The sequence below is a fragment of the Clostridium gasigenes genome, from assembly GCF_900104115.1.
Classification (GTDB): Bacteria; Bacillota; Clostridia; order Clostridiales; family Clostridiaceae; genus Clostridium; species Clostridium gasigenes.
Window position 1 is genome coordinate 32870 of the sequence record NZ_FNJM01000006.1, and the last position, 25477, is coordinate 58346.

A 25477-nucleotide genomic window follows, 5' to 3' on the forward strand; every position below is an offset into this window, starting at 1 on the left:
ACAAGAAAATATAATTGACAATGTATAGAAGCAGTGATAGTATTTGTTAAAAGATAACATTTAGGAGAATTAAAATGAGTAATAAAATTGACTTTCAAGCAATAAAAGTTAATAACGCATATTATCTTAGCTATTATAGATAGGCTTTGTATTTATAAAAATAATTATAGATACGGGCCAAGTAACAAATTTGGTTTGTATCTATGATGGTTAAGAAATTTTGCTATACTCAAATTTTTAGCAATTTACCACATAGATAGTTCTATGAGGTTTTTATATTTTAAGGTCTTTTGATTTTAAACCGCATAGTATAAAACTATGCGGTTTTATTTATTTTAGGAATCTTCAAAAAAAAAGGAGAATGGTAGGATATGAAGAAAAGAGAAAATTTCACAAGTAGGACAGGATTTATTATATCTTGTATAGGAGCAGCAGTAGGACTTGGAAACATATGGATGTTTCCTTATAGGTTAGGGCAAAATGGAGGAGGCGCATTTTTAATACCATACTTCATTTTTGTACTTACGTTAGGATCAGCAGGATTAATAACAGAATTCGCATTTGGTAGATCAGCAGAAGGTGGAGCATTAACTGGAATTAAGAATGGGTTTAAAAATAAAGGATTAAAAGGTGGAGCATTAGTTGGAATTATTCCAGCAGTAGGACTCGCCGGAATATTTATATTTTATAACATAGTAGTAGGATGGATAATTAAATACTTAGCTTTAAGTGTAAGTGGAGATATTAATAAAATAGATATATCAACTTATTTTGATAGTTTTTCAGGTAGCTTTGAAACTATACTTTGGACTATGTTAGCTATAGGACTAGCGGTAATAATTGTATGTATGGGAGTTTCTAAAGGTATAGAAAAAATTAATAAAATTATAATGCCATTACTTTTTGTAATATTTATATTGCTAGCAATTAGATCATTAACATTACCTGGAGCAATGGGGGGAGTTAAATATTTATTAACGCCTCAATGGGAATACTTATTTAAAGTAAACACTTGGGTAATGGCGCTTGGTCAAGCGTTTTTCACAGTATCACTAAATGGATGTGGAATGGTTGTTTACGGTAGTTATATTAAGAAGGATTTAGACATACCAAGAGCAGCTTTTAGCACTGCTACAATCGGAATTGGAGCATCGTTACTTGCAGCATTTGTTATAATGCCAGCGGTATTTGCTTTTGGATTAGATCCATCAGCAGGACCAGAATTATTATTTATAACAATTCCAATTATATTCAAGGCAATACCAGGTGGACAAATACTAATGATATTATTCTTTATAAGTTTATTATGTGCATCAATAAGCTCAACAATAAATATGTTAGAGGGCCCGGTAGAATCATTTATGGCACAAACAAAATTAAGCAGAAAAAAATCTACTATATTAATAGCAGTAGGATCATTTATATTTTCAATACCATTAAGTTTAAATATGAATTTATTTAACGGGGTCGCAGATTTTATTACAATTGTAGTGTCACCAGTAGCAGCATTAATTGTATTTATAGTATTTTACTACATGTATGATAAAAGAAAAGTACTAGAAGAAATAAATATGGGAGCAGAGAAAAATATGGGGGAGAAATTCTACTTATTTGCTAAATATGGATTTGTAGTTATAACAATTTTAGTTATAGTGCTTGGAATAGTTTACGGTGGAATATAAAAAAAATATATTTTTAGATATGATTAAAGGGATGCAAACATTTGTTGCATCCCTTTATAATATTAAAAATTTTTATTTAGGATTTCATAATTACTAGGAGTGGCTAGCATAATTTCATCATCCTTTACTATAAATACATAACCATCGGTTTCTTTAATAGGAAAAATATTGACATTATCACTTGATACTGATAATCTATATCGATAAGGGGAAGCAGAATTAGTAATCAAGTTTAGCGTGATTACAGAAAGTAAATTATAAAAAGTTAAACTAACAAAAGTGAGCAGCGGTAGGAACTAACTGGTTTCGATGAATGCTCAATTATATAAAAGGAGGAAATATGTATAATGAAAACTAAATTGATTTCTGTGTTATGTGCAGGAGTTCTTATAGTATTCGGACTAACTGGATGCACAACTACAAGAGCATCAAAGTCATCTGAAGATGCTTCAAAAACACGCATTATATCTACTAAATTGGGGGATGTAGAAGTTCCTGCAAATCCACAAAGGGTAGTGAGCTCATATGTTGAGGGTGACTTAGTTGCACTTGGGATAGTACCTGTTGCAGGTATAGCCCCGTATGAATTTAAAGGATCTGCTTTTTACGAAGAGGTGAAAGATATTACGTTAATAGAATCACTGGAACCTGAAACAGTAATGGCTCAAAAACCTGATTTGATTGTTGTTATATCTGAAGATGATGTAGAAAAAATGTCAAAGATAGCACCTACAGTATTTGTTCCCTTTACAGAATTATCAATGGAGGAACGTATTACATTTTTGGGGCAGGTTGTAAATAAAGAAGAAGAAGCTAAAAAGCTTATTAAAGATTTTAATTATAAGCTTGCAGATGCTAAGAAAAAACTTGATAAAACTGGTATTTTAAATAAAAAGGTAAGTATTTTTGAGGGTGCTGATGAAAGTGGAAGTATTTATGTTTATGGTGATAAATGGGGCCGTGGAGGTGATTTAATTTATAATAAGTTAGGATTTAAGGCTCCAGATGTTATACAAAATGAAATCATTAATGGTGAACAGTATCGTGATATTTCACTGGAAGTTTTACCTGAATATTCTGGTGATTATATAATCTTTGCAAGTGATATTCCAAATAGCCTTAAAGGAAATAGCGTTTGGGAAAATATACCTGCAGTAAAAGAAAATCATATAATACCAATTGATGAAAAGTTGTTTTATTATATGGATATTTATTCAGCAAATGTTCAACTAGACTATTTTGTGGAAAAATTCTTATCGGTTTCTAAATCTAATTAATATTATGAAGAATTATAAATGTTAAAAAAATTGATTTTACAAAACAGTTGTGCAAAAAAATCTATTTTTTATCTAGGAGGAAAAAAATGAAAAATAAATTAATAAAACCAATTTACTTATTGTGTGTGGGAATAATTCTGGCATTTGGACTAATAGGCTGCACAAACACGGGTACTGCAAAGTCAGATGAGGATGTATCTGTTGAAAACTCGTCGAAAGACGTTTCAGAAAATCGTACAATATCTACCATACTGGGAGATGTAGAAGTTACTGCGAATCCACAAAGGGTTGTTGTACAGTATCTTATGGGAGATGTTATATCCCTTGGCGTTGAACCAGTTGGTATGTCTGAAGTATATGATGGTGCGGCATATCAGGAGATAACTAAAGACATTAAAGATTTAGGACACTTTGCAAGTTGGGATCTTGAAGCGGTTATGCTTTTAAAGCCTGATTTGATTATCACTATAGATAAAGAACAGGTTGAAAAGCTTTCCAAGATTGCACCTACGGTTTATGTTCCATATGGAGATATTTCCACAGAAGAAAGAGTGAAACTGATTGGACAAGTATTAAACAAGGAAAAAGAAGCTAAGGAAGTTATTGAAAATTATTACTCCAATATTGAATCATCAAAAAAGAAATTACAAGAAGATGGATTTAAAGATTTAACAATCTCGGTATTAGAAGGTGATGAAAAAAGTATGGGAGTAAAGGGGAAAAAATTTGGTACAGGAATGGTAGCATACGATGCTCTTTCTCTTAATGCACCAGAAAAAGTTCAAAAAAATATTATTGATAAAGATTCTTTCGCAGAAGAAATTTCCTTTGAAGTTCTCCCTGAGTATTGTGGCGATTTTATTATTCGTAATGTATATGAAGGTGTTGCGGATTTAACTAAAAATGAAATATGGAATTCGCTTCCCGCAATTAAAAATAATCGATTAATTGAAATGGAATTTGGGTTGAGCTATTATACAGATATTTATTCATCAAATGCCCAAGTGGATTATATTACAAATGCTTTGATTGAAGCTAACAGTAATAAGGGACTTTGAAAGGAGATACAATGAAGAGTATAAGTTCTATACAATCAAAAAAAAATGGGAGTCTCAACTTCACCATGTATATGATAGGCGGCGTAGTACTCCTTGTGATCGCAACTTTAGCATCAATTTCATTCGGGGCTGCACAAATGGATTTATCAGTGGCGTGGGGCGCAATTTTTAGCTTTGACTCTAGTCTCACAGAACATCAAATTATACAAACGCTACGATTTCCGCGTACTGTAGCAGATATGATTGTAGGGGCAAGTCTAGCAGTAACAGGTGCAATTATGCAGGGAACTACTCGAAATCCCCTTGCGGACTCTGGGGTGATGGGTATTAGCTCTGGAGCAACTTTTGCAATGGCATTATGTTTTGCTTTTTTACCAGGACATAATTATGGTCAAACTATGCTCTTTGCATGTCTTGGAGCCGCAATAGCAACTGGTTTAACGTATTTAATTTCATCTATGGGCAAAAGAGGTATGACACCCCAGCGACTTGTTTTGGCAGGGATGTCTATATCTATGCTTTTCGCAGCCTTAAGTTCTGCAGTTGCAATTAAGTATAACATCGGACAGGCGTTAACATATTGGACAGCAGGCGGTACAGCTAGTGCAAAATGGGGCGAACTACTTGCAATTAGCCCTTTGTTTTTAATAGGGACTGTGGCGGCAATTATTATCTCGCCTTCAGTCACTGTACTTAGCCTTGGAGATGAAGTTGCGGCAGGGCTTGGGCTTAATACAACGGGAGTCAAATTAGTTTCCACTCTCATTGTATTAGTACTTACTGGACTTTCCGTAGTAGTGGTTGGTCCTGTTGGTTTTGTTGGTCTTATAGTCCCTCATATAGTGCGTTATATGGTAGGTGTAGATTATCGATATATTATTCCTGCATCTGCATTGTATGGAGCTGGTTTTTTGGTTGTAGCGGACTTACTTGGTCGGCTAATTAACCGACCTTATGAAACACCCCTAGGCGTTATCTTTGCTATTGTAGGAGTGCCATACTTTCTTTATCTTTCGAGAAAGCAAAGGAGGGAATTTGAATGAAGAAGCAAAGGTATACCCTTGGGAAAGGAGTGTTTACGCTATCAATTCTTTTTATACTTATAGTGACTGTATCGATTTTTAGTATTAATTTTGGAAAAATGAATCTATCTCCGGAGGCAGTAGTAAATGTGCTTTTAGGTAGAGGTACTGAGGCACAGAACCTTATTGTATTTCAGTTTCGTATGCCTCGCATCGTGCTTTCTATACTTGTAGGTATGGGTATGGGGGTATCTGGATGTATTATGCAGAGCTTGTTAAAAAATGATATGGCGAGCCCTGGTACTCTTGGAATTAGTTCTGGATCTGGATTATTTATGCTAATTTTTGTAGCAGTGTTTTCTGTTAAGGGATATTCATCTAGATTTATGCTGCCTATAATGTCCTTTCTTGGAGGGGTAAGTGCTGCTTTACTGATTTTTATATTATCATATCGGAAGGGTAAAAATATATCTCCAACGGGACTAATTCTGACAGGAGTTGCTATGAGTAGTGGATATGGAGCTCTATCACTACTGTTGACACTTAAGCTTGATAGAACACAGTTCGAGTTTGTTCAGAGGTGGCAAGCTGGAAGCTTGTGGGGTACTGATTGGAAATATATTGCGATATTGCTCCCTTGGATACTGATAATATTTTTATATGTTTTTTATAAATCACGAATGCTAAATATATTGAATTTAGGAAATGAGACTGCTACTGGATTAGGAGTTATGGTGAAAAAGGAGTTTTTAGGATTATCTCTAGCATCAGTGGCGTTGTCTTCTGGTAGCGTGGCACTGGGGGGGGATTTCTTCTTTGTAGGAATGATTAGTCCTCACTTAGGACGTAAACTAGTTGGCCCTGATCATAGGGTACTTATACCTGCTTCTGCACTAATTGGGTCACTAGTTGTACTAGCTGCAGATACAATAACTCGTACGGTAAGTTTAGGTGAGGATATTCCAACGGGTATTATTATCACCGTTTTGAGTACTCCATACTTTCTTTACCTACTGGCTAAAGCGAATTAGGGAGGGGATAGAGATGAACAGTATTGTAACAAATAATTTAGATATATCTTACGATGAAGCATTGATTGTAAAGGCGTTAGATATGAATATTCCTCATGGGAAGATAACATCTATTATAGGTCCTAACGGATGTGGTAAGTCCACGGTGTTAAAGGCTGTGGGGCGAATCTTAAAACCCAAAAACGGCTTAATTTATTTGAATGGAGAAGATATTCACAACTTATCTACAAAAGCTATTGCTCAAGCAATGGCTGTGCTTCCTCAAACACCAACAGCTCCTAGTGGATTAACAGTGGAGGAACTGGTAGCTTATGGACGCTTTCCTCATCAAAAAAGATTTGGAAGGCTTACAGTTGAGGATAATAAAATTGTTAAATGGGCAATTGATATAACAAAGCTTACGAAGCTTGAACATCGAGAAGTAGATACACTTTCGGGGGGGCAGAGGCAGAGAGTATGGATAGCCATGGCTCTTGCACAGCAGACAGATTTGATCCTTCTGGATGAACCAACAACCTACCTTGATCTTTCACATCAATTAGAGGTATTAGAGCTTCTATATTCTTTAAACAAAAATCAAGGTTGTACAATTGTAATGGTTCTGCATGATTTAAATCTTGCGGCGCGTTTTTCCGATTATATGATTGCAATTAGAGATGGTGAAATAATAAAGGAAGGAACTCCAGAAGAGGTTATGACTGTTCCTGTGCTAAAGGAAGTATTCACTATAGATGCGCAAATTATTAATGAACCCATTACGAAAAGACCGGTATGTATTACATATAACTTACTAAAATAAGGGAAGGAGGTTATCTTTTGAATGTTTGTCTAAGAGTTCTGAAAGGTGCGAAAAAATATTGGATTTATATCTTTGTCGGCATGATTTCTGTAATTATATCTACACTACTTCAACTTTATTCTCCTTGGGTAATTCGAGAGCTTACGGCTCTTGCTACCAACGGAGATTCAGAAATTGCGTCTAAATCACTTGGAATGGGACTAACATTGCTTGCAACATACGTTATGATGTGGGTTTGTTCTTTTACTAGAGGGTATTTCACTCACTATGCTGCATATCACTATGTTGCAGATTTGCGTACAGATTTGTATAACAAAATGCAACATCTTTCCATGGAATATTATAATGATAAGCAGACAGGTAATTTAGCTAGTCGCATAATGAACGATGTGGTTAATACTGAACTTTTAATTGCGCATGCTATACCTGATTTGATAGTTAATGCGTTAACTTTTCTAAGCGTTGCTATAATTCTTTTTTTAATTAATGTTAAATTGGCTTTTATCAGTATAATTGCCATTCCATTTTTGATGGCTGCTAATGTTGGATATTCTAAATACGTTCTTCCTCAATGGCGTCTGAATCAAGAGGCACTTGGAGACTTAAGTGGTGCCCTTCATGATAATCTTTCAGGAATGAAAGAGATACAGGTATTCAATCAACAGGATTATGAAACAAAAAAAATTGCGAAGCTTGCACGTCGACAAACTAATGCTTTTCTTAATGCTACAAAAATGGGTGAACTTTTTCATCCTTCTATTGTGTTTCTTAGCTCGATAGGTTCTGTAGCGGTTATTATTTACGGAGGATATCTTAACTCTATAGGGGAGGTTTCTATCGCAGATATAGTAGGATTTATTATGTATCTTACACTGTTTTATCAACCAATTACTAACTTGTCTACAGTTAACGAAAACCTAAACAATGCTATTGCTGGCTGTGAACGGGTATTCGAGGTTATAGATGAGGTTTCTAGTGTACAGGAAAAGTTGAACCCAATAGAATTAAATAATGTAAAAGGCGCAGTGGAATTTTGCAACTTGACATTTCATTATAACCCTGTTTTACCAGTGCTTAGTGGACTCAATCTAAAAATCAAGCCAGGTCAGACGGTGGCGCTGGTAGGTACAACAGGAGTAGGAAAAACTACAATTGCTAGCTTGCTAAACCGTTTTTATGATCCTATAGAAGGTGAAATAAGAGTAGATGGCATCAATATTAGAGACGTATCTCTTAAAAGTCTACGTGAAAATGTAAGCATGGTGCTTCAAGATACTTTTCTATTCAACAGCACAGTATACGATAATATTGCTTACAGCTGTAAAAATGCATCACGTAAAGAGGTAATAGAAGCATCTAAAGCAGCCAATGCCCATGGATTTATAGAAACATTGGAGAATGGTTATGAAACCATTATTGGAGAGCGTGGAGTTCGCCTATCTGGAGGACAGAAACAAAGGATTTCTATTGCACGAGCTTTACTACGAAACGCTCCTATTCTGATTTTGGATGAAGCAACATCTTCGTTGGATAGCAAAACAGAAATGGAAATTCAGAAATCTTTAGAATACTTGTTTAAAGGGCGCACAACACTGGTTATTGCTCATAGACTATCCACAATCTATTCAGCAGATAAGATTGTAGTTCTGGATGGAACCGGTATCGCCGAGCAGGGGACTCATGATGAACTTTTGAAAAAAGGCGGTTCTTATGCTGATTTGTATTCTATGCAAGATTCATAACCATGGATAACTTGAAACTAATTAAAGGGATGCAAACATTTGTTGCATCCCTTTATAGTATTTAAAATTTAAATATTATATTTTAAATATGTTTATTTTATCAGTTAGAGATATAGATACATTATCCATATTTTCAGCTAATAAGGCTAATTCATCACTAGAAGCCATTAGTTCCTCAGAAGCCGCTGCGATTTCCTCAGCAGAAGCTGAAACCTCTTCAGAAACGGCTGAAACTCCATGAAGTTTATCGTTTATTATACTATTAGAGTTATTAGCGTTATCTAAAGAATTTTTAGTTTGTGTCATTAAAGGTGTAATATCATTAATTGAAGAAATTATGTTTTCAAAAGCTTGGAAAGTATTTGTTGTAATTTCTTCTTGGTTAGTTAATAGATCTCTAACACTTTTAGTAGTATCTATAACATCGGTAGTTTCTTTAGAAATAGATTTTATAAGGCTTAATATTTTCACGGAAGAACTTTTAGATTCTTCAGCAAGGTTTCTGACTTCATCAGCAACTACTGCAAAACCTCGGCCTTGTTCTCCAGCTCTTGCAGCTTCTATAGCAGCATTAAGTGCAAGGAGATTTGTTTGTTCAGAAATTGAATTTATAACATCAGTAATACTTCCAATTTGAGAAACTGTACTAGAAAGATCTGAAATCTTTACAACCACTGTGTCAAAGGACTCAGCAAGTGTTGTAATAGAAGTTTTTAATAAATCTATAGAATCTTTACCTAGAATAGCTTTATTTTGAGACTCATTGGCCTTTGTAGTTACGTTTAAAAGATTAGACTCAACAGTTTTAATATCATTATTGAAGTCATCTAAAATTGACATTATATCCATAAGTTCTGAAGCTTGATCAGTAGTACCTTTTGCTACATCTTGAATAGCCGATGCAACCTCACTAGCTGAAGTAGACATTTGAAGAGCACTATTTTTCAAGTTTGAAGAATCTTCAGATACAATTAAGGAAGTATCTTTAACTCCTTTTATTGTGTTTCTTAAGCTTTCTAAAGTTGTATTAACATGTGAAGACATTAGAGCAATTTCATCATTACCTTTAATATCAAGTAAAACTGTGAAATCTCCTTTGGATACATGGTTCATAGCATTTGAAACATTTAATATAGGAGCAGCAATTCCTTTTGATATAATTAATGCAAGTAATAAAACTACTATAGTAACTATGAAAATTATAATAAGCATAGTTTTTGTAATTGAATCACTAGTGGCTGTAAGTTCATCCATAGGTAGTGTAGATATGTATGTCCATCCAAGATTTGGATCAGTTTTATAAGACATCTCTTTAGTAACACCATCATAAGTGTACTTAGTTAATCCGTTAAGGTTTTTAAAAACTTCAGTAGATTCATCTATTTTAAGAAAATTTTGATTTAAAATTTCATCGTTATTAGGATGTGCTATCATAGTTCCATCATCTTGCACTATAAATACAGAACCATTAGTTCCTATTTTCACATCCTTAATATAAGAGTTTGATATGGAAGTTAAATTTATAGTAGATAATAAAGTTCCCTGTAATTCATTATTTTTTATTATAGGAACAGCTATAACACTAATAGGATTACCAGAACCTATACTTTTTTTCACTTTTGAAACTTGGATCTTTTTAGCTTCTTTTAAAGATTTATAATAATCCATCGTGGATAAGTCTTTACCAACTAAACTTTCAAGCGAGTCAATAATAACAGTACCATTTTTATCTAAAACTAAAAGTGTTTCCAAGTCAGAAAAACGTTCAATATCAGACTTAAATCTAGTAGTTATTTTCTCTTTCTCCTCAGGAGAAGAGCCCTTGGCATTAATAGTAGTAAGATATTTGGTAACATCATCTCTTAGCGAAATATCAGTACTTATATTTTTTAAGAGGTCAATGACATCACCTATACTATTACTAGTAGTTGTAGTAATGCTTTCTAATTGTTCAGTAGAATCCTCAAAAGTATTAGTTTTAACCATATAGTTACTTATAACTCCAAATAGTATTAATGGAAGTAATGCAAAAATAGTAAAAAGCGCAATGAATTTAGATTTTAATTTCAATTTTAATTCCTCCCTTTTAAGTTTTAGTATTAAATTTAGATACTAATATTATCGTATAAATAATTAAGCTACTTAATAGAGAAAGTAATATGTATTTTTTTACTATAAGAACAATTTAGAATATTGTAAATTTATGTTATTATTTATATATAAGAAATATGTTGAAATAAAATTAATGCGATTAAGGAGAAATTATGGATTGTTTAAGATGTAATACAGAAATTAAAGTTATCTTTCAATAATGAAATGTTATAATAATATTATGGTAAAATCATTGATTGTTAGAGAGCAATTTAAGAAAATAGGTATAAAAAAACAGAAGGAGTATGAATTATACACCTTCTGTTTTTGATTTATAAATGACTAGAATTATAAGAAATATGTGTAAACACATATAAAGTGACTTAAACTACCTAGTATAATGAATATGTGGAAAATCTCATGGAATCCAAATGCTCCAAATTGAAGTTTCTTTGGTTTTAAACCATATAAAACACCACCAATGGTATAAAGCACACCACCAACTACTAGCCATATTACAGGTGCTGGGCTTAGTGCTAATGATAATGGTTTTATTACGAAAACTGCACTCCAACCCATCGCTATATACAAAGCTGTTTGAAGCCATCTTGGGCAGTCAAACCAACACATCTTAAATATTACACCTGCAATTGCAACACAGACCATTACTGTAAAGAATATATTTCCTGTTCGGTTACCAAGTCCTATTAGACAAAAAGGAGCATAAGAACCTGCAATAAGTATAAAAATCATAGAATGGTCTAATCTTCTAAAACCTTTAATAACTTTATCTGTGGAAATAACAGAGTGATAAGTGGCTGATACAGTATATAAAAGTATCATGCTAACACCAAATATAATAACGGATACTAAGCCTTTTGTAGAAACATCATTTGAAATTCCTTTGATTAACATTACAACAAGAGCAAAAACTGCAAGTATTGCACCAATCCAATGAGTTATACTATTTACTGGTTCTCTAAAAAATTTATTCAAAATTTACACCCCTTACGTCACCATGTAGTTATGGTAACTATGTTTTGTTATACTCATATTATCTGCTAATGAATGCAGATAGTCAAAGTCTATATAAAGCAGTTTTAAGTAAAATATTGATGTTTTTAATAGTTTTACTTGAAATATCTAGCATATACTATTATTATTAATATATAGGCGATAACAAATAGTTATCAAAACTACGTGGAGGCAATTATGTATAAAGAAGAATTAATAGCAAAATTTCAAGAATTAAAATTAGAAGAACAAATAACATTAGAAGATATACCAGAAATAGATTTATATATGGATCAGGTAATACAATTATTTGAAAGTAATTTAGGATCGGCCAAGAGAACAGAAGAAGACAAGGTGTTAACAAAGACAATGATTAATAATTATTCTAAAGCTAAGTTGTTAATGTCTGTAAATAATAAAAAGTATAGTAAAGAGCATCTTATATTAATGAGTATTATATATAACTTAAAGGGCTCACTTTCAATAAATGATATAAAAAGTTCAGTAAGCAAAATAGTTGAGAGTAATGAAAGTGAAGAAAAGTATAAATTAAGAGATGTATATGAATGTTACTTAGCGCAATATAAGGATGATTTAGTTGATGTTGAAATATCATTAAGTGAAAAAGCAGATGCAATTGAAGAAAAAATAAATGAAAAGGATGGGACAACAACAGATTTTGATAGAAACTTTTTACTTTTATGTTCAATGGTAAATATGAGCAATATGTATAGAAGAATTAGTGAAAAGCTTGTGGATGATTACTTTAGTAAATTAGTAGAGAAGCATAAGTAAAGGAAGGTGATTAAGATGAAGAATTCAGAAATATTAAAAAAAGATTTAGATAGAATAGATGGCAAAAGTTATAGATTATATAAGGAATTAGAAGGTCAATATGATTTTGGAAACTATACTCTTAGTATAGATCATGTTCAAGGTGATCCTTTTGCATCTCCATCAAGAGTTAGGGTAATAGTGAATCAAAAGTTTGCAGGTTTTCCAAGTGAACTTTTTAATAATAAACATAAAAACATTGCAGTAGCAGATTACTTAACAAGACAATTTTATTCTAATGTAAACAAATGTGGAGAAAAGGCCTTTGGGTCAGGTAAAAGTGGTTTAATATCTATAAGTAAATGTCCACAAGAAATATTAGAAAGAACTTCTGTTATTATAGATAATAGTAAAATAGAAGCAAGGTTTTATGTTGGGTTCCCAGCAAGGGGAAGAAGTGTTTTATCAAAGGAATTGGAAAAAATATTATACAATGTCATTCCAAGTATAGTAGATAAAACTTTAATACATAAAAATATAAATAAAGAGGAGTTAATAAATAGAGTTAAGCTTGTAGAAGATCAAGAATTTATAAGACGTGAATTAAGTAGTAAGGGTTTAGTTTCATTTGTTGCCAATGGATCTATGTTACCAAGGGAAAGTGGAGTTTCTACAAAAGCATTAAAAGTTGGGAAAGTATTTTTATCACCACAAAATTTAGAAGTAGAATTTAATACACCTAGTAGGGGAATAATTAAAGGGATGGGTATTAAAAAAGGTATAACACTAATAGTTGGTGGTGGATACCATGGTAAATCAACATTGCTTAAAGCTTTAGAACTTGGTGTGTATAATCATATTGAAGGTGATGGAAGAGAATTTGTTATAACAGATGATTCAGCATTAAAAGTAAGAGCAGAAGATAGCAGATGTATAACTAAAACAGATATATCACTATTTATAAGTAATCTTCCAAATGGGAAAGATACTAGAGGATTTTGTACAGAAAATGCAAGTGGAAGTACATCACAGGCTGCAAACATAGTTGAAGGCATAGAAAGTGGAGCTAAGTTATTCCTAATTGATGAAGATACTTCAGCTACTAATTTTATGATGAGAGATGACTTAATGCAAAAATTAGTATCTAAAGAAAAGGAGCCTATTACACCATTTATTGAAATAGTTAAACCAATTTATGAGCAAATGGATATTTCAACTATAATAGTAGTAGGAAGCTCAGGAGATTTCTTTGATATAGCAGATTGTGTAATTCAAATGGATAACTATCAGACAAAAGATGTTACAAAAGAAGCGAAGGAATTAAGTAAAGGACATATTTTAGAAAGAATTAAAAATAGAAAATTAAAAATAGATATTAATTTTAATAGAGTAGTAAAAAGAGGATCTATAGAAGAGGGTCCAAAAGGAATTAAGATTAAAACTATAGGCGTAGATACAATAAGCATTAATAGAGAAGATATTAACTTAAGAGCAGTTGAACAAATAGTGGATATAGAGCAGCTTAATGCAATAGGATCAATGATGAAATGGGCAGAAAAAAATCTTATGGGTAAAGAATTAATACTTAAAGATATTAGCGATAAAATTATAGCTGAAGTTTGCAAAGGTGGATTGATGTCTTTAGATAATGTAAAAGGTGGAACAGGAAGTTTAGCAATGCCAAGAAAGCAAGAACTAATGGCTGCCTATAATAGATATAGAAAATTAAAGATATAATTGGGTTTGTTGAGTAATTATAAGATAATAAATATGAGAGGGGAAGCGAAATGAGTTTAACAAAAATTAAAGTGAGATATGCAGAAACAGATGCTATGGCAATAGTTCATCATGCTAATTATTATATATATTTTGAGGTTGCAAGAGAAGATTTAATTAAGGAGTTTGGAATTTCGTATAGAGAGATTGAAGAAAGTGGGCTTATGATGCCACTTGTAGAAACACAATGCAGATATATGGATGCTGCTAAATATGATGATGACTTAATTGTAGAAGCTTCCATTGATGAAATAACCTCTATAAAAGTTAAAATAAAATATATTGTAAGAAGAGAAGTAGATAATAAAATTTTAGCTAAGGGAAGTACTCTTCAAACATTTGTAGATAGTAAAACCTTTAAGATAATTAGCTTAGAGAAAACAAATATAGATGTATGGAATAAATTTACTGGGAAATAAAATAAAAAAATATATGCATTTAAGTATGTGTTATAACAAATGAGGGAAAAAACAAAATGAAAAATAAAATATTAATTTTAATAAGATTATTTGTAGGATTCGTTTTTTGCGCAAGTTCAACAACAATAATGTTAAATTCGAATTTAGGACTATCACCATGGGATGTTTTTCATCAAGGAGTTTCAAACGTGGTAGGAGTCACTATAGGACAAGCAAGCATAATAGTTAGTATTGTTTTTGTTATTATAGGAATGATGCTTGGGCAAAAATTAGGATTAGGTACAATATTAAATATGATAATAGTTGGAAAACTTATAGATGTAATTATGGCTATGAATATTATACCAGTAGCTACAAATATTATAAGCGGTATTATTATGATGATAATTGGAATGCTAGTTATGGGATTTGGATGTTATTTATATATAGGATGCGGGCTAGGTTGTGGGCCAAGAGATGGTGTTATGATTGGGCTTAGTAAAAAAGTAAAGAAACCAATTAAATATGTTAGAACAAGTATAGAAGTAACAGTTTTAATACTTGGATATATATTAGGTGGAAATGTAGGTGTTGGTACACTAATAAGTGCAATAGCACTTGGTTATAGCATGCAATCAATGTTTAAATTATTTAAATTTGATGCAATAAAAGTTAATCATAAATCATTAATTGAGAGTATTAATTTTTAAAAGATAAAAGGGGGCATAAGTTTTAAAACTTATGCCCCCTTTAATGTTAGGTCGCTGAAAAAAATAATATGCAATTTGCTAGTATATTATTTTTTCAAGAACCTTAGAATAGTAAGTTTGCTATTAAGACTATAACCGGTAATGTTATAAGTGTTCTTTCTAAGAATATTATTAATAGCTGTTTTATGGATATAGGAATTTTTGATCCGAGTAAAACACCACCTACTTCTGACATGTATATTAGCTGAGCAACCGATGTACAGGCTACTATAAATTTAGTCATTTCACTTGTTATTGTGTTAGCAGCTAATACTGATGGTAATAGCATATCTGCAAAGCCTACTACTATTGTTTGGGAAGCTGCTACAGCTTCTGGAACTTGTAATAACATTAGTAGTGGTACAAATGGTAAACCAAGTATTTTAAATATTGGAGTAAACTCTGCAATTACGAGTGCACTTGTTGCAAGAGCCATAACAACAGGGAGAACTCCAAGCCACATATCAATAACATTTGCGAATCCATCTTTAAAGAACTTAGATACACTTACATTAGTGGCAGCTTTATTTAAAGCTTTGTTATATCCCCATGATAATGAGGTGTAACCTTCAGGAATTTCCTCAGAATCTTTATTTGGCTGATTATTATAATAAGTATCAGGTATCTTTGAAAGTGGTGCAATTCTTGGAATAATTATTGCAGCTACAATTCCAGAAAATGTCACTGTTAAATAAAATGGTATAAACATATGAGACAAACCCACTTGGCTTACAACTATTAAACTAAAAGTAATTGATACCGCTGAGAATGTTGTACTAATTATTGATGCTTCTCGTCTTGAGTAGAAGCCTTCCTCATATTGCTTGCTAGTTAACATAATACCTAAAGTTCCATCGCCAAGCCAAGATGTAATACAATCTATAGATGAACGTCCTGGAAGTTTAAATAAAGGTCTCATAATTTTTGTTAAAATAGCCCCGAAGAATTCTAATAATCCAAAGTTAAGTAATAGTGGCAAAAATAATCCTGCAAAGAAGAATATGGAGAAAAGTATATTTAAAAGACTATTTAATACAAATCCTCCAGTAGACTTACTTAATATAAATTCTGGTCCTATACCTGTTAAAACAAAAAGACAGAAAATAGAGCCAGATACTCTAGCTATAAACCATGTTGGTTTAAGGTTGAAAAGAGTATTTAAAAATTCGTTTTTTAGAATAAATTTTGGCTTAAAAATTACAGTGATTATACTGCCTAAGGCAGAGATGCAAATAGCGGAACTTATTATATAAGGTAAGCTCGGACCTAATAAATGTGCTAATTTGCCAGATAGTATAGCTATAGGAATTGTAATGTTTCCCTCAAATTTAATAGGAATCATAAATAATAAAACACCTATTATCGAAGGTATTATAAATTTTAGATTATTTTTAAATGAAGCTTGTATTTTTACAGCTTCTTTATCTTGCGTTTCTACAGAATAGTTCATTATGTGCTCCTTTTATACATTAAAATTAATATTTATACAATAATACTTATTTTAATACAAATAAAATAATAATCAAGAGTATATTTTGTATAATTTATTTTAAATTTAAGATAGAAAATTCAAATAATTTCTTAAGTAGCTATTTTAAAGGGATTTCTATAAAAATTCAAATAAATATAATTAAAAATTTAATTATAAAATTAGATTAAAAGGACAGACTAAGGATAAGCTATACAAAGGAGGTGGGCTATTATGGATAAAAAGAAGGTTATTCAATATTTATTAATTGCAAATTTAGCAGTTATATTAATAATGCTTATAGGTAAGTTTGAAATTGTTTTGAGTTTTATAGATGTTATATTTAGTATTGTTGTTGTACCAATTGTATTTGGAGTGTTTTTATTTTATATATTAAAACCGTTAAACACTTTATTTAGAAAGAAAAAGATGAAAAAAGGAAAAGCTGCAATGCTAACTATGATTATTTTTTTCTTTATAATGACTGGAGTTGTAAAATACTTTGGTGATTACTTTATACAACAATTTATAATACTTAAGGATTTATTTTTAAGAATAGCTAAGGAAAGAGGAATAGTAGAGCAAATAAATAAAATGTTTAATTCGGATTTTAATAATGTAGATTATTATGGAAGGTTTGTAGGACACTTAGAAAAATATATAGGATTAATAATTGTAAGTGGAAGACAAATATTTAATAAAGGAATGCAGATGTTTTCTGATATATTATTAGTAATATTAATATTATTTTATCTTCTTAAGGATGGAGATAAGGTTGAAGATCTTATTTTAAAATACACACCAAATAAATACAAAAATACAATGGATAAAACCTTAGGTCAAAGCAATAATGTTTTATCCTCATATATATTAGGTCAAGCAACTGTAGCTGTATCCCTAGCAATCATGGTTTACATTGGGTATAGGGTAATAGGAATGACTAGTCCTATATTTTTAGCATCTATTACCTTTATATTAGCTTTTATACCTTTTATAGGTTTTTTAATATCTATGATAATACCATTTGCTTTAGCTATAAGTATGGGAATGCCAATGGTTATTAAATTATCAGTATTATTTTTAGTAGCACAAACATTAAAAGGAAGACTTGTAGTTCCATTAATAATGGGGAGAGCTATGAAAATACATCCTATAACAGATATATTCTTAGTTGTTGGAGCTGCAACTTTAATAGGCCCAATAGGAGCATTTGTAGTTGTTCCAATATATGCTTTAATTAAAGTTTTTTATAGAAACTTTAAACCTTATATACTGAAAGCAATCCCTAAAAAAACTAGTTAGGAATTGAGAAAAAATAATAGTTAAAAAACTAAAAGAAAACAACAAGTCAAATATACTAATATATTGGCTTGTTATTTTTTTCATGATACATTATGTTATAATTAAAATATGGAGAAAATTATAAAGTAGTAGTAAGAAGGTAGGCGTTAAGCTATGAAAAAAAGATTTAATAGCACAGGAGTTTGTGTTTCTAGAAAACATTATATGGTAGATATAATTAATAAACTTGAAGAAATAAAGGAACTTATAGATAATGAGTTTTATTTTACTATAAACAAGCCAAGACAATATGGAAAAACAACAACTTTAAATGAAATTAAAAAAATGCTAAATAAAGATTATCTAGTTATTAGTATTAGTTTTGAAGGTATTGGAGATAAAGTATTCGAATATGAAGACTTATTTTCAAATACTTTTATTGAATTGTTAAGTGAAAATATGGCATTGTTATATGAAGATGAAAGCAAAAGGCTTAGATCATTAGCTATTAATATTAATAATATTAATGACCTATCTAGAGTTATAACTAAATTTGTTAAGGAATCTTCGAAAGAGGTTATATTATTTATAGACGAAGTAGATAAAAGTTCTAACAACCAATTGTTTCTAAGCTTTATAGGAATGCTTAGAAATAAATATTTAGCTAGAGAAGTAGAAGAAGATTTTACATTTAAATCTGTTATATTAGCAGGGTTACATGATGTGAAAAGCTTAAAATTAAAGTTGAGAAAAGAGGAAGAAGCAAAATATAATTCACCTTGGAATATAGCTGTGAACTTTAATGTTGATATGAGTTTTTCTCCAAAAGAGATAGAAACTATGTTGAAAAGTTATAGCGAAGAAAATAATATAACTATGGATATTAAAATTATTAGCGAAGAATTATATTTTTTTACAGACGGATACCCTTATTTAGTGAGTAGGCTTTGTCAGATTATAGATGAAAAAATATACAAAGATACTAAAAGAACGTGGACTAAAAATGATGTAAAGAAAGCTGTTAAGATAATTCTAGAAGAAAGAAACACTTTATTTGACACGTTAATTAAGAATTTAGAAAACGATAATGAATTATATAATTATATAGAGGATATTACTGTACGTGGAATTGAAAGAAGTTTTAGTAATTATAATCCTATTATTGATATCGGGACAACATATGGATATTTTAAAAATGAAAATGGAAAAGTTTCCATAGCTAATAAAATATTTGCAGAAACAATATACAATTATATGGCATCAAAGCTAGAAAATGTTTATAGTAAAATGGATGGGTATAATTTGAAAAGCGAATTTATAGAGCTAAATGGAGGCTTGAATATAGAAAAAGTTCTTTATAAATTTCAGCAGTTTATGAAGGAACAGTATTCAGAAAAAGATAAAGATTTCATAGAACACCATGGAAGATTATTATTTTTAGCATTTATAAAACCTATAATAAACGGAACGGGATTTGATTTTAAAGAAGTTCAAATATCAGAAGAAAAAAGATTGGATTTAGTAATTACCTATAATAATTTTAAATATATAATTGAAATGAAAATATGGAGAGGTGCTAAATATCATAAAACGGGGCAAAAACAACTTTGTGATTATTTGGATATACAAGGTGTAAGTCAAGGTTATTTACTTATATTTAACTTCCTTAAAAATAAGGAGTTTAAAGAGGAACGAGTATATATTAAAGGCAAGGAAATTTTCGAAGTATATGTTTAAGGCATCATAAAATAAATTATAATAAATATACTGAAAACAATATAGAGATTTATTGGGGAGTGTAGAAAATGGATTATAGAAATGAAATAAAAGATTTAAAAAGAATAGTAGTAAAAGTAGGAACTTCTACCCTAACATATGATAATGGGAATATTAATTTAACAAGAATAGAGAAGCTAACAAGAATATTATCAGATATGATGAATTCTGGAAAAGAAGTTGTACTTGTTACTTCAGGGGCAATTGGTGTTGGCGTTAGTAAGTTAAAGCTTAAAAAGAAGCCTAGTAGCATAAGAGAAAAACAAGCTGTGGCAGCCGTAGGACAATGTGAACTTATGCATATATACAGTAAGTTCTTTGGAGAATACAGTCACACTGTTGGTCAAGTATTACTTACTAGAGATGTTGTTGAAGATGATCATATAAGAGAAAATGTATGTAATACCTTTGAAACATTATTAGAGAATGGAATTATACCAATAGTTAATGAAAATGATACTGTAGCAATTGATGAAATTGAGAATATAGTAAGGTTTGGAGATAATGATAATTTATCAGCTATAGTTTCAGGGCTGGTTAAGGCTGATTTATTAATTATATTATCTGATATAGATGGGTTTTATGATTCGGACCCAAGAAAAAATCCAAATTCAAAATTAATAAAACAAATAGATGAAATAACACCAGAACTTGAAAGTTGTGCAGGTGGTGCTGGTAGCACTTTAGGTACGGGCGGAATGGTTACAAAGTTAATAGCTGCAAAAATAGCTACATCTTTAGGCGTACATATGATATTAGCTAATGGAAAAGAACCTGAAATTTTATTGAATATTATAAATGGTGAAGAAGTAGGAACTTTATTTGTGAAAAATAAATAGTAAAGATAGGGGGAATTTTAAATGAGTGAATTAATTTTAAAAGGACAAAAGGCTAGAGAAGCTTCTTACGTATTGGCAAATGCATCAACAACTGAAAAAAATAATGCATTAGAAAAAATGGCAGAGGCATTAATAATAAATAAAGATAAAATATTAAAAGCTAATGATTTAGATTTAAAAGCATCTATGGAAAAAGGAACTTCAAAAGCTATGTTAGATAGATTAGCTTTAAGTGAAGAAAGAATAGAAGCTATGGCTGATGGGCTAAGACAAATAGTATCACTACCAGATCCAGTTGGAGAAGTTATATCAATGTGGAAAAGACCTAATGGGCTTCAAATTGGACAACAAAGAGTTTCAATGGGAACAATAGGGATTATATATGAGGCAAGACCTAATGTAACTTGTGATGCAGCTGGGTTATGTTTAAAAACAGGAAACACTGTAATTTTAAGAGGTGGAAGCGAAGCTATAAATTCAAACACTGCAATAGTTAAGGTTTTGTCTAAAGCAGTAGAAGAAGCGGGACTTCCTAAGGACTGCATACAATTAGTTGAAAACACAAGTAGAGAAGTAGCATTAGAGATGATGAAGTTAAATGATTATATAGATGTTTTAATTCCAAGAGGTGGAGCTGGGCTTATTCAAACTGTAGTTAAAAATGCAACAGTTCCTGTAATTGAAACTGGAATAGGTAACTGTCATATTTATGTTGATGAAGAATGTGATTTTGAAATGGCTAAAAATATAGTAGTAAATGCTAAAACTTCAAGACCTGGAGTATGTAATGCAGCTGAAAAATTATTGGTAAGTGAAAAAGTTGCAGAAGAATTTTTACCAATAGTAATAAGAGCTTTAAGAGAAAAAGATGTTGAAATTAGAGGCGATGAAAAAGTTAAAGCTATTATTTCAGATGTAGTAGACGCAACGACAGAAGATTGGGGAAAAGAATATTTAGATTATATAATGGCAGTTAAAATAGTTGAAAATGTTGATGAAGCTATTAGTCATATAAATAAGTATGGATCAGGGCATTCAGAAGCCATAGTTACAAAAAGCTATGAAAACTCACAAAGATTTATGCAAAGAACAAATGCAGCAGCAGTTTATGTAAATGCATCAACAAGATTTACAGATGGATGCGAATTTGGATTTGGAGCAGAAATAGGAATAAGCACACAAAAGCTACATGCTAGAGGCCCAATGGGACTTAAAGAACTTACAACTATTAAATATATTATTTATGGAAATGGGCAAATAAGATAAATTACAGATTTTAAAGAAAATAATAAATGGTAAAATTTATTAAATAGATTGCAAAAAAAGGGTATTTCGTGTCTACATACACGAAATACCCTTTTTTATATTATAAAGATTTATGTTTAACTCTTTATTTTGCATATTTAAAAAAATAAAAAACTAATTGCCTAAAAAAATTGAATTTTTAGGCAATTAACCATAGAATCCTTCTTTACAGATTATAGGAAGAAAATATCTCACCTCCGCGTGGTTTGGCAACGTTTAAAATACTTTATATTACATTTATTGTATTTATAGGTTTCTTTTGGATAAAAAAGTGGTAATATGCTATTTATACCACATTAAAAACCTCTTATTCGCTATAACATATTTGTTATAAAATGAAGAACTAAGTTATTAATCCTAGGATTAGTTGATAGGATAATTGATTAGTAACTAGAACAACTACTGAGTAAGAAGTTAACAATGAAATTAGGGAAACACTTTTTATAATAAGTACCACCGAAGTGGCGAACAAGGAGAAAACGAATAGCCCTAGGTTAATTCTTCATTAAAAACTAAATGCAAAATTAATTATACAAGGAGGAAAACTATGACTAAAGATGTATTAGTATCACCACAAACAGAAGGTTTAAAAGTAATAACAAATGTTGAAGGTACCAAATTTAATAAATCTAACAATGATGGTTTATATTTAGGAGTGTTTGAAGCTGTTGAAATTGCTATTTCAAAAGCAATATATGCACAAAAGGTGTTAACTATTTCCTATAAAAAAGAAGATAGAGAACGGCTTATAAGTAGTATAAGAAAGGCTACATTGGAAAATAAAGAGATACTGGCAAAAATGATTTTAGAAGAAACAAAAATGGGACGATATGAAGATAAAATATTAAAACATGAATTGGTAGCTAAATATACTCCAGGTACAGAAGATTTAACTACTACAGCTTGGTCTGGAGACCAAGGGCTTACAGTAGTAGAAATGTCTCCTTATGGTGTCATAGGTGCAATAACACCCTCCACAAATCCAACGGAAACTGTTATATGCAATAGTATAGGAATGATAGCTGCCGGAAATTCTGTCGTGTTTAATGGACATCCAGGGGCAAAAAAATGTGTTGCTTTTGCTGTAGATATGATAAATAGAGCCATCATCTCATCTGGGGGTCCAGAAAATTTAGTAACTACTGTAGAAAATCCAACTATGGAATCCTTAGATGTAATTATGAAACACCCATATATAAAACTTTTATGTGGGACTGGAGGACCAGGATTAATAAAAACACTTTTAAATTCAGGTAAAAAGGCTATAGGGGCAGGTGCAGGAAACCCTCCTGTTATAGTAGATGATACTGCAGATATAAAGAAAGCTGCAAAAAGCATAATAGAAGGTTGTTCTTTTGATAATAATTTACCTTGTATTGCAGAAAAAGAAGTATTTGTTTTTGAAGATGTAGCAACTGATTTAATAAATAATATGATTCAAAATAATTCTGTACTTCTAAACAAAGAGCAAGTATCAAGATTATTAGAATTAATACTACTAGAGAAAGATGTGAAAAGTTATAATTGCAACAAAAAGCTAGAATATACTATAGATAAAAAATGGGTAGGAAAAGATGCAAAATTATTTTTAGATCAAATAGATGTAGAATACCCTACTAATGTCAAATGTATAATATGTGAGGTAGATAGAAATCATCCTTTTGTAATGACAGAGCTTATGATGCCAATACTTTCAATTGTAAGGGTTAAGGATATTGATGAAGCTATAGAGTGTGCAAAAATAGCAGAACAAAACAAAAAACACAGTGCATATATATATTCAAAAAATATCGATAACTTAAATAGATTTGAAAAAGAAATAGATACAACTATTTTTGTAAAGAATGCTAAATCCTTTGCTGGAGTAGGTTTTGGCGCAGAAGGATTTACAACTTTCACTATTGCTGGACCTACTGGTGAAGGGATAACCTCTGCAAGAGATTTTACAAGACAAAGAAGATGTGTGCTTGCAAACTAATTTTTTAATTAAGTCAGTGCATTTACGTGCATTGATTTAGTCTACCTACATTACATTTAAAATATTTTACACTATTAGAAAGGAGATATTACTGTGAATAAGATAGTTAAACTGGAAGATTTAAAATCTATTTTTAAAGATGGAATGACAATTATGATTGGTGGTTTTTTAGACTGTGGAACACCGGACACTATAATTGATATGTTGGTTGATTTAAATATAAAGGATTTAACCATAATTGCAAATGATACAGGTTTCCCAGATAAAGGCATAGGGAAATTGGTTGTGAATGGTCAAGTAAAGAAAGTGATTGCCTCACATATTGGAACCAATCCTGAGACTGGAAGAAGGATGAATACTGGCGAAATGGAAGTAGAGCTTTCTCCACAAGGAACATTAATTGAAAGAATCCGTGCAGCTGGATCAGGTCTAGGTGGCGTATTAACACCAACTGGACTAGGAACCCTTGTAGAAAATGGGAAAAGAAAAATTACAATTAGTAACAAGGAGTATTTATTGGAACTTCCATTAAAGGCTGATGTCTCACTTGTAAAAGGCAGTATAGTAGATGAAATTGGGAATACCTGTTATAAAGCAACTACAAAAAATTTTAATCCTTATATTGCAATGGCTGCAAAAATAGTAATAATGGAAGCAGAAGATTTAGTAAAATGTGAACAATTAAGAACCGAAGATATAATGACTCCAGGTGTACTTGTAGATTATATTGTAAAGGAGGCAATTTAATTGATTACAGATAGTAAGTTAGCAAAAGAAATTATTGCTAAAAGAGTTGCAAAGGAATTAAAAGATGGGCAGCTCGTAAATCTTGGAATAGGACTTCCAACTTTGGTGGCAAGTTATGTGCCAAAGGAAATACAGATTACTTTTCAATCAGAAAATGGTATGGTTGGCATGGGTCCAAAAGCAAAAATAGGGCAAGAAAATACAGATTTAACTAATGCAGCTGGACAGTGTGTAACAGTACTACCAGAGGGTTCATTCTTTGATAGTTCTATGTCTTTTGCACTAATTAGAGGTGGACATGTTGATGTAACTGTGCTTGGAGCTTTAGAGGTAGATGAAGAAGGAAATTTAGCCAATTGGATTGTTCCAGGCAAAATGGTACCTGGAATGGGCGGCGCTATGGATTTAGTAATAGGTGCAAAGGTAGTAATTGTAGCGATGCAACATACTGGAAAAGGAAAACTTAAAATCCTTAAAAAGTGTAGACTTCCACTCACTGCAAAATCTCAAGTAAATTTAATTGTTACAGAGCTTTGTGTAATTGAAGTAACAGCTAAGGGGCTACTCTTAAAAGAAATTTATAAGGATACAACCATTGATGAAATTAAATCTGTAACAGAAGCAAATTTAATTATTCCAGATGATATAAAGATTATGGATGTATAAAAAT

The 25477-nt window shown here is 31.1% G+C and carries 21 protein-coding genes; 18 read left to right on the forward strand and 3 right to left on the reverse strand.

The window, feature by feature from the left end:
* Positions 1-371 precede the first annotated feature (371 nt).
* The 7 genes from BLS77_RS11315 to BLS77_RS11345 all read left to right on the forward strand — a co-directional run bounded on the left by BLS77_RS11315 (position 372) and on the right by BLS77_RS11345 (position 8611).
* Positions 372-1682 (forward strand): sodium-dependent transporter, encoded by a 1311-nt coding sequence (locus BLS77_RS11315; protein WP_089969627.1) that lies wholly within the window; start codon positions 372-374, stop codon positions 1680-1682.
* A gap of 347 nt (positions 1683-2029) precedes the next feature.
* On the forward strand, positions 2030-2959 hold the full coding sequence (locus BLS77_RS11320; RefSeq protein WP_207721039.1) for an ABC transporter substrate-binding protein: 930 nt from the start codon (positions 2030-2032) through the stop codon (positions 2957-2959).
* 86 nt (positions 2960-3045) lie between these two features.
* Positions 3046-4017, forward strand: a complete 972-nt coding sequence (locus tag BLS77_RS11325) for an ABC transporter substrate-binding protein (protein ID WP_089969634.1) — start codon at positions 3046-3048, stop codon at positions 4015-4017.
* 11 nt (positions 4018-4028) lie between these two features.
* Entirely contained in the window at positions 4029-5060 is a 1032-nt protein-coding gene (locus tag BLS77_RS11330; protein WP_089969637.1) for a FecCD family ABC transporter permease, read from the forward strand.
* Entirely contained in the window at positions 5057-6070 is a 1014-nt protein-coding gene (locus BLS77_RS11335) for a FecCD family ABC transporter permease (RefSeq protein ID WP_089969641.1), read from the forward strand. The genes BLS77_RS11330 and BLS77_RS11335 overlap by 4 nt, the downstream gene beginning before the upstream one ends.
* Positions 6071-6083: 13 nt before the next feature.
* Positions 6084-6869 (forward strand): ABC transporter ATP-binding protein, encoded by a 786-nt coding sequence (locus BLS77_RS11340; RefSeq protein ID WP_089969644.1) that lies wholly within the window; start codon positions 6084-6086, stop codon positions 6867-6869.
* 17 nt (positions 6870-6886) lie between these two features.
* Positions 6887-8611 carry an ABC transporter ATP-binding protein gene (locus BLS77_RS11345; protein WP_089969648.1) on the forward strand — a complete coding sequence of 575 codons (1725 nt, stop codon included), beginning with the start codon at positions 6887-6889 and terminating at the stop codon, positions 8609-8611.
* A gap of 75 nt (positions 8612-8686) precedes the next feature.
* Here the strand turns inward: BLS77_RS11345 and BLS77_RS11350 are convergent, their stop codons facing one another.
* Positions 8687-10681 carry a methyl-accepting chemotaxis protein gene (locus BLS77_RS11350; protein ID WP_089969651.1) on the reverse strand — a complete coding sequence of 665 codons (1995 nt, stop codon included), beginning with the start codon at positions 10679-10681 and terminating at the stop codon, positions 8687-8689.
* Between the two features lie 369 nt (positions 10682-11050).
* A complete protein-coding gene (gene trhA / locus BLS77_RS11355) occupies positions 11051-11698 on the reverse strand; it encodes a PAQR family membrane homeostasis protein TrhA (protein ID WP_089969654.1) in 648 nt (215 codons plus the stop codon).
* 216 nt (positions 11699-11914) lie between these two features.
* Between trhA and BLS77_RS11360 the strand changes: the two genes are divergently transcribed.
* From BLS77_RS11360 to BLS77_RS11375, 4 genes are read left to right on the forward strand one after another with little or no spacing between them, the layout of a single operon-like run.
* Positions 11915-12511, forward strand: coding sequence for a DUF1836 domain-containing protein (locus tag BLS77_RS11360; RefSeq protein WP_089969658.1), 597 nt, complete (start codon positions 11915-11917; stop codon positions 12509-12511).
* 15 nt (positions 12512-12526) lie between these two features.
* Entirely contained in the window at positions 12527-14227 is a 1701-nt protein-coding gene (locus BLS77_RS11365) for an ABC-ATPase domain-containing protein (protein ID WP_089969662.1), read from the forward strand.
* Between the two features lie 50 nt (positions 14228-14277).
* Positions 14278-14685 (forward strand): acyl-CoA thioesterase, encoded by a 408-nt coding sequence (locus tag BLS77_RS11370; RefSeq protein WP_089969665.1) that lies wholly within the window; start codon positions 14278-14280, stop codon positions 14683-14685.
* 56 nt (positions 14686-14741) lie between these two features.
* Positions 14742-15374: a YczE/YyaS/YitT family protein gene (locus tag BLS77_RS11375; RefSeq protein ID WP_089969668.1), complete on the forward strand. Its 633-nt coding sequence runs from the start codon at positions 14742-14744 to the stop codon at positions 15372-15374.
* Between the two features lie 103 nt (positions 15375-15477).
* Here BLS77_RS11375 and BLS77_RS11380 read toward each other — a convergent pair whose 3' ends face one another.
* Positions 15478-16863 (reverse strand): YjiH family protein, encoded by a 1386-nt coding sequence (locus BLS77_RS11380; RefSeq protein ID WP_089969671.1) that lies wholly within the window; start codon positions 16861-16863, stop codon positions 15478-15480.
* Between the two features lie 252 nt (positions 16864-17115).
* On the opposite strand from BLS77_RS11380, the gene BLS77_RS11385 reads away from it, so the two are divergent.
* From BLS77_RS11385 to ctfB, 7 genes are all read left to right on the forward strand, one after another.
* The gene (locus BLS77_RS11385; RefSeq protein ID WP_089969674.1) at positions 17116-18183 is read left to right on the forward strand and encodes an AI-2E family transporter; all 1068 of its coding nucleotides are present in this window, start codon (positions 17116-17118) and stop codon (positions 18181-18183) included.
* A 153-nt stretch (positions 18184-18336) separates the two neighbouring features.
* On the forward strand, positions 18337-19899 hold the full coding sequence (locus BLS77_RS11390; protein WP_089969678.1) for a GxxExxY protein: 1563 nt from the start codon (positions 18337-18339) through the stop codon (positions 19897-19899).
* 68 nt (positions 19900-19967) lie between these two features.
* Entirely contained in the window at positions 19968-20777 is an 810-nt protein-coding gene (gene proB / locus BLS77_RS11395; protein ID WP_089969682.1) for a glutamate 5-kinase, read from the forward strand.
* 21 nt (positions 20778-20798) lie between these two features.
* A complete protein-coding gene (locus BLS77_RS11400; RefSeq protein WP_089969687.1) occupies positions 20799-22043 on the forward strand; it encodes a glutamate-5-semialdehyde dehydrogenase in 1245 nt (414 codons plus the stop codon).
* A 586-nt stretch (positions 22044-22629) separates the two neighbouring features.
* The gene (locus BLS77_RS11405) at positions 22630-24060 is read left to right on the forward strand and encodes an aldehyde dehydrogenase family protein (RefSeq protein WP_089969691.1); all 1431 of its coding nucleotides are present in this window, start codon (positions 22630-22632) and stop codon (positions 24058-24060) included.
* Positions 24061-24153: 93 nt separating this feature from the next.
* Positions 24154-24807, forward strand: coding sequence for a butyrate--acetoacetate CoA-transferase subunit A (gene ctfA / locus BLS77_RS11410; RefSeq protein WP_089969696.1), 654 nt, complete (start codon positions 24154-24156; stop codon positions 24805-24807).
* Positions 24808-25473 (forward strand): butyrate--acetoacetate CoA-transferase subunit B, encoded by a 666-nt coding sequence (gene ctfB, locus BLS77_RS11415; RefSeq protein WP_089969700.1) that lies wholly within the window; start codon positions 24808-24810, stop codon positions 25471-25473.
* Positions 25474-25477: the final 4 nt, after the last annotated feature.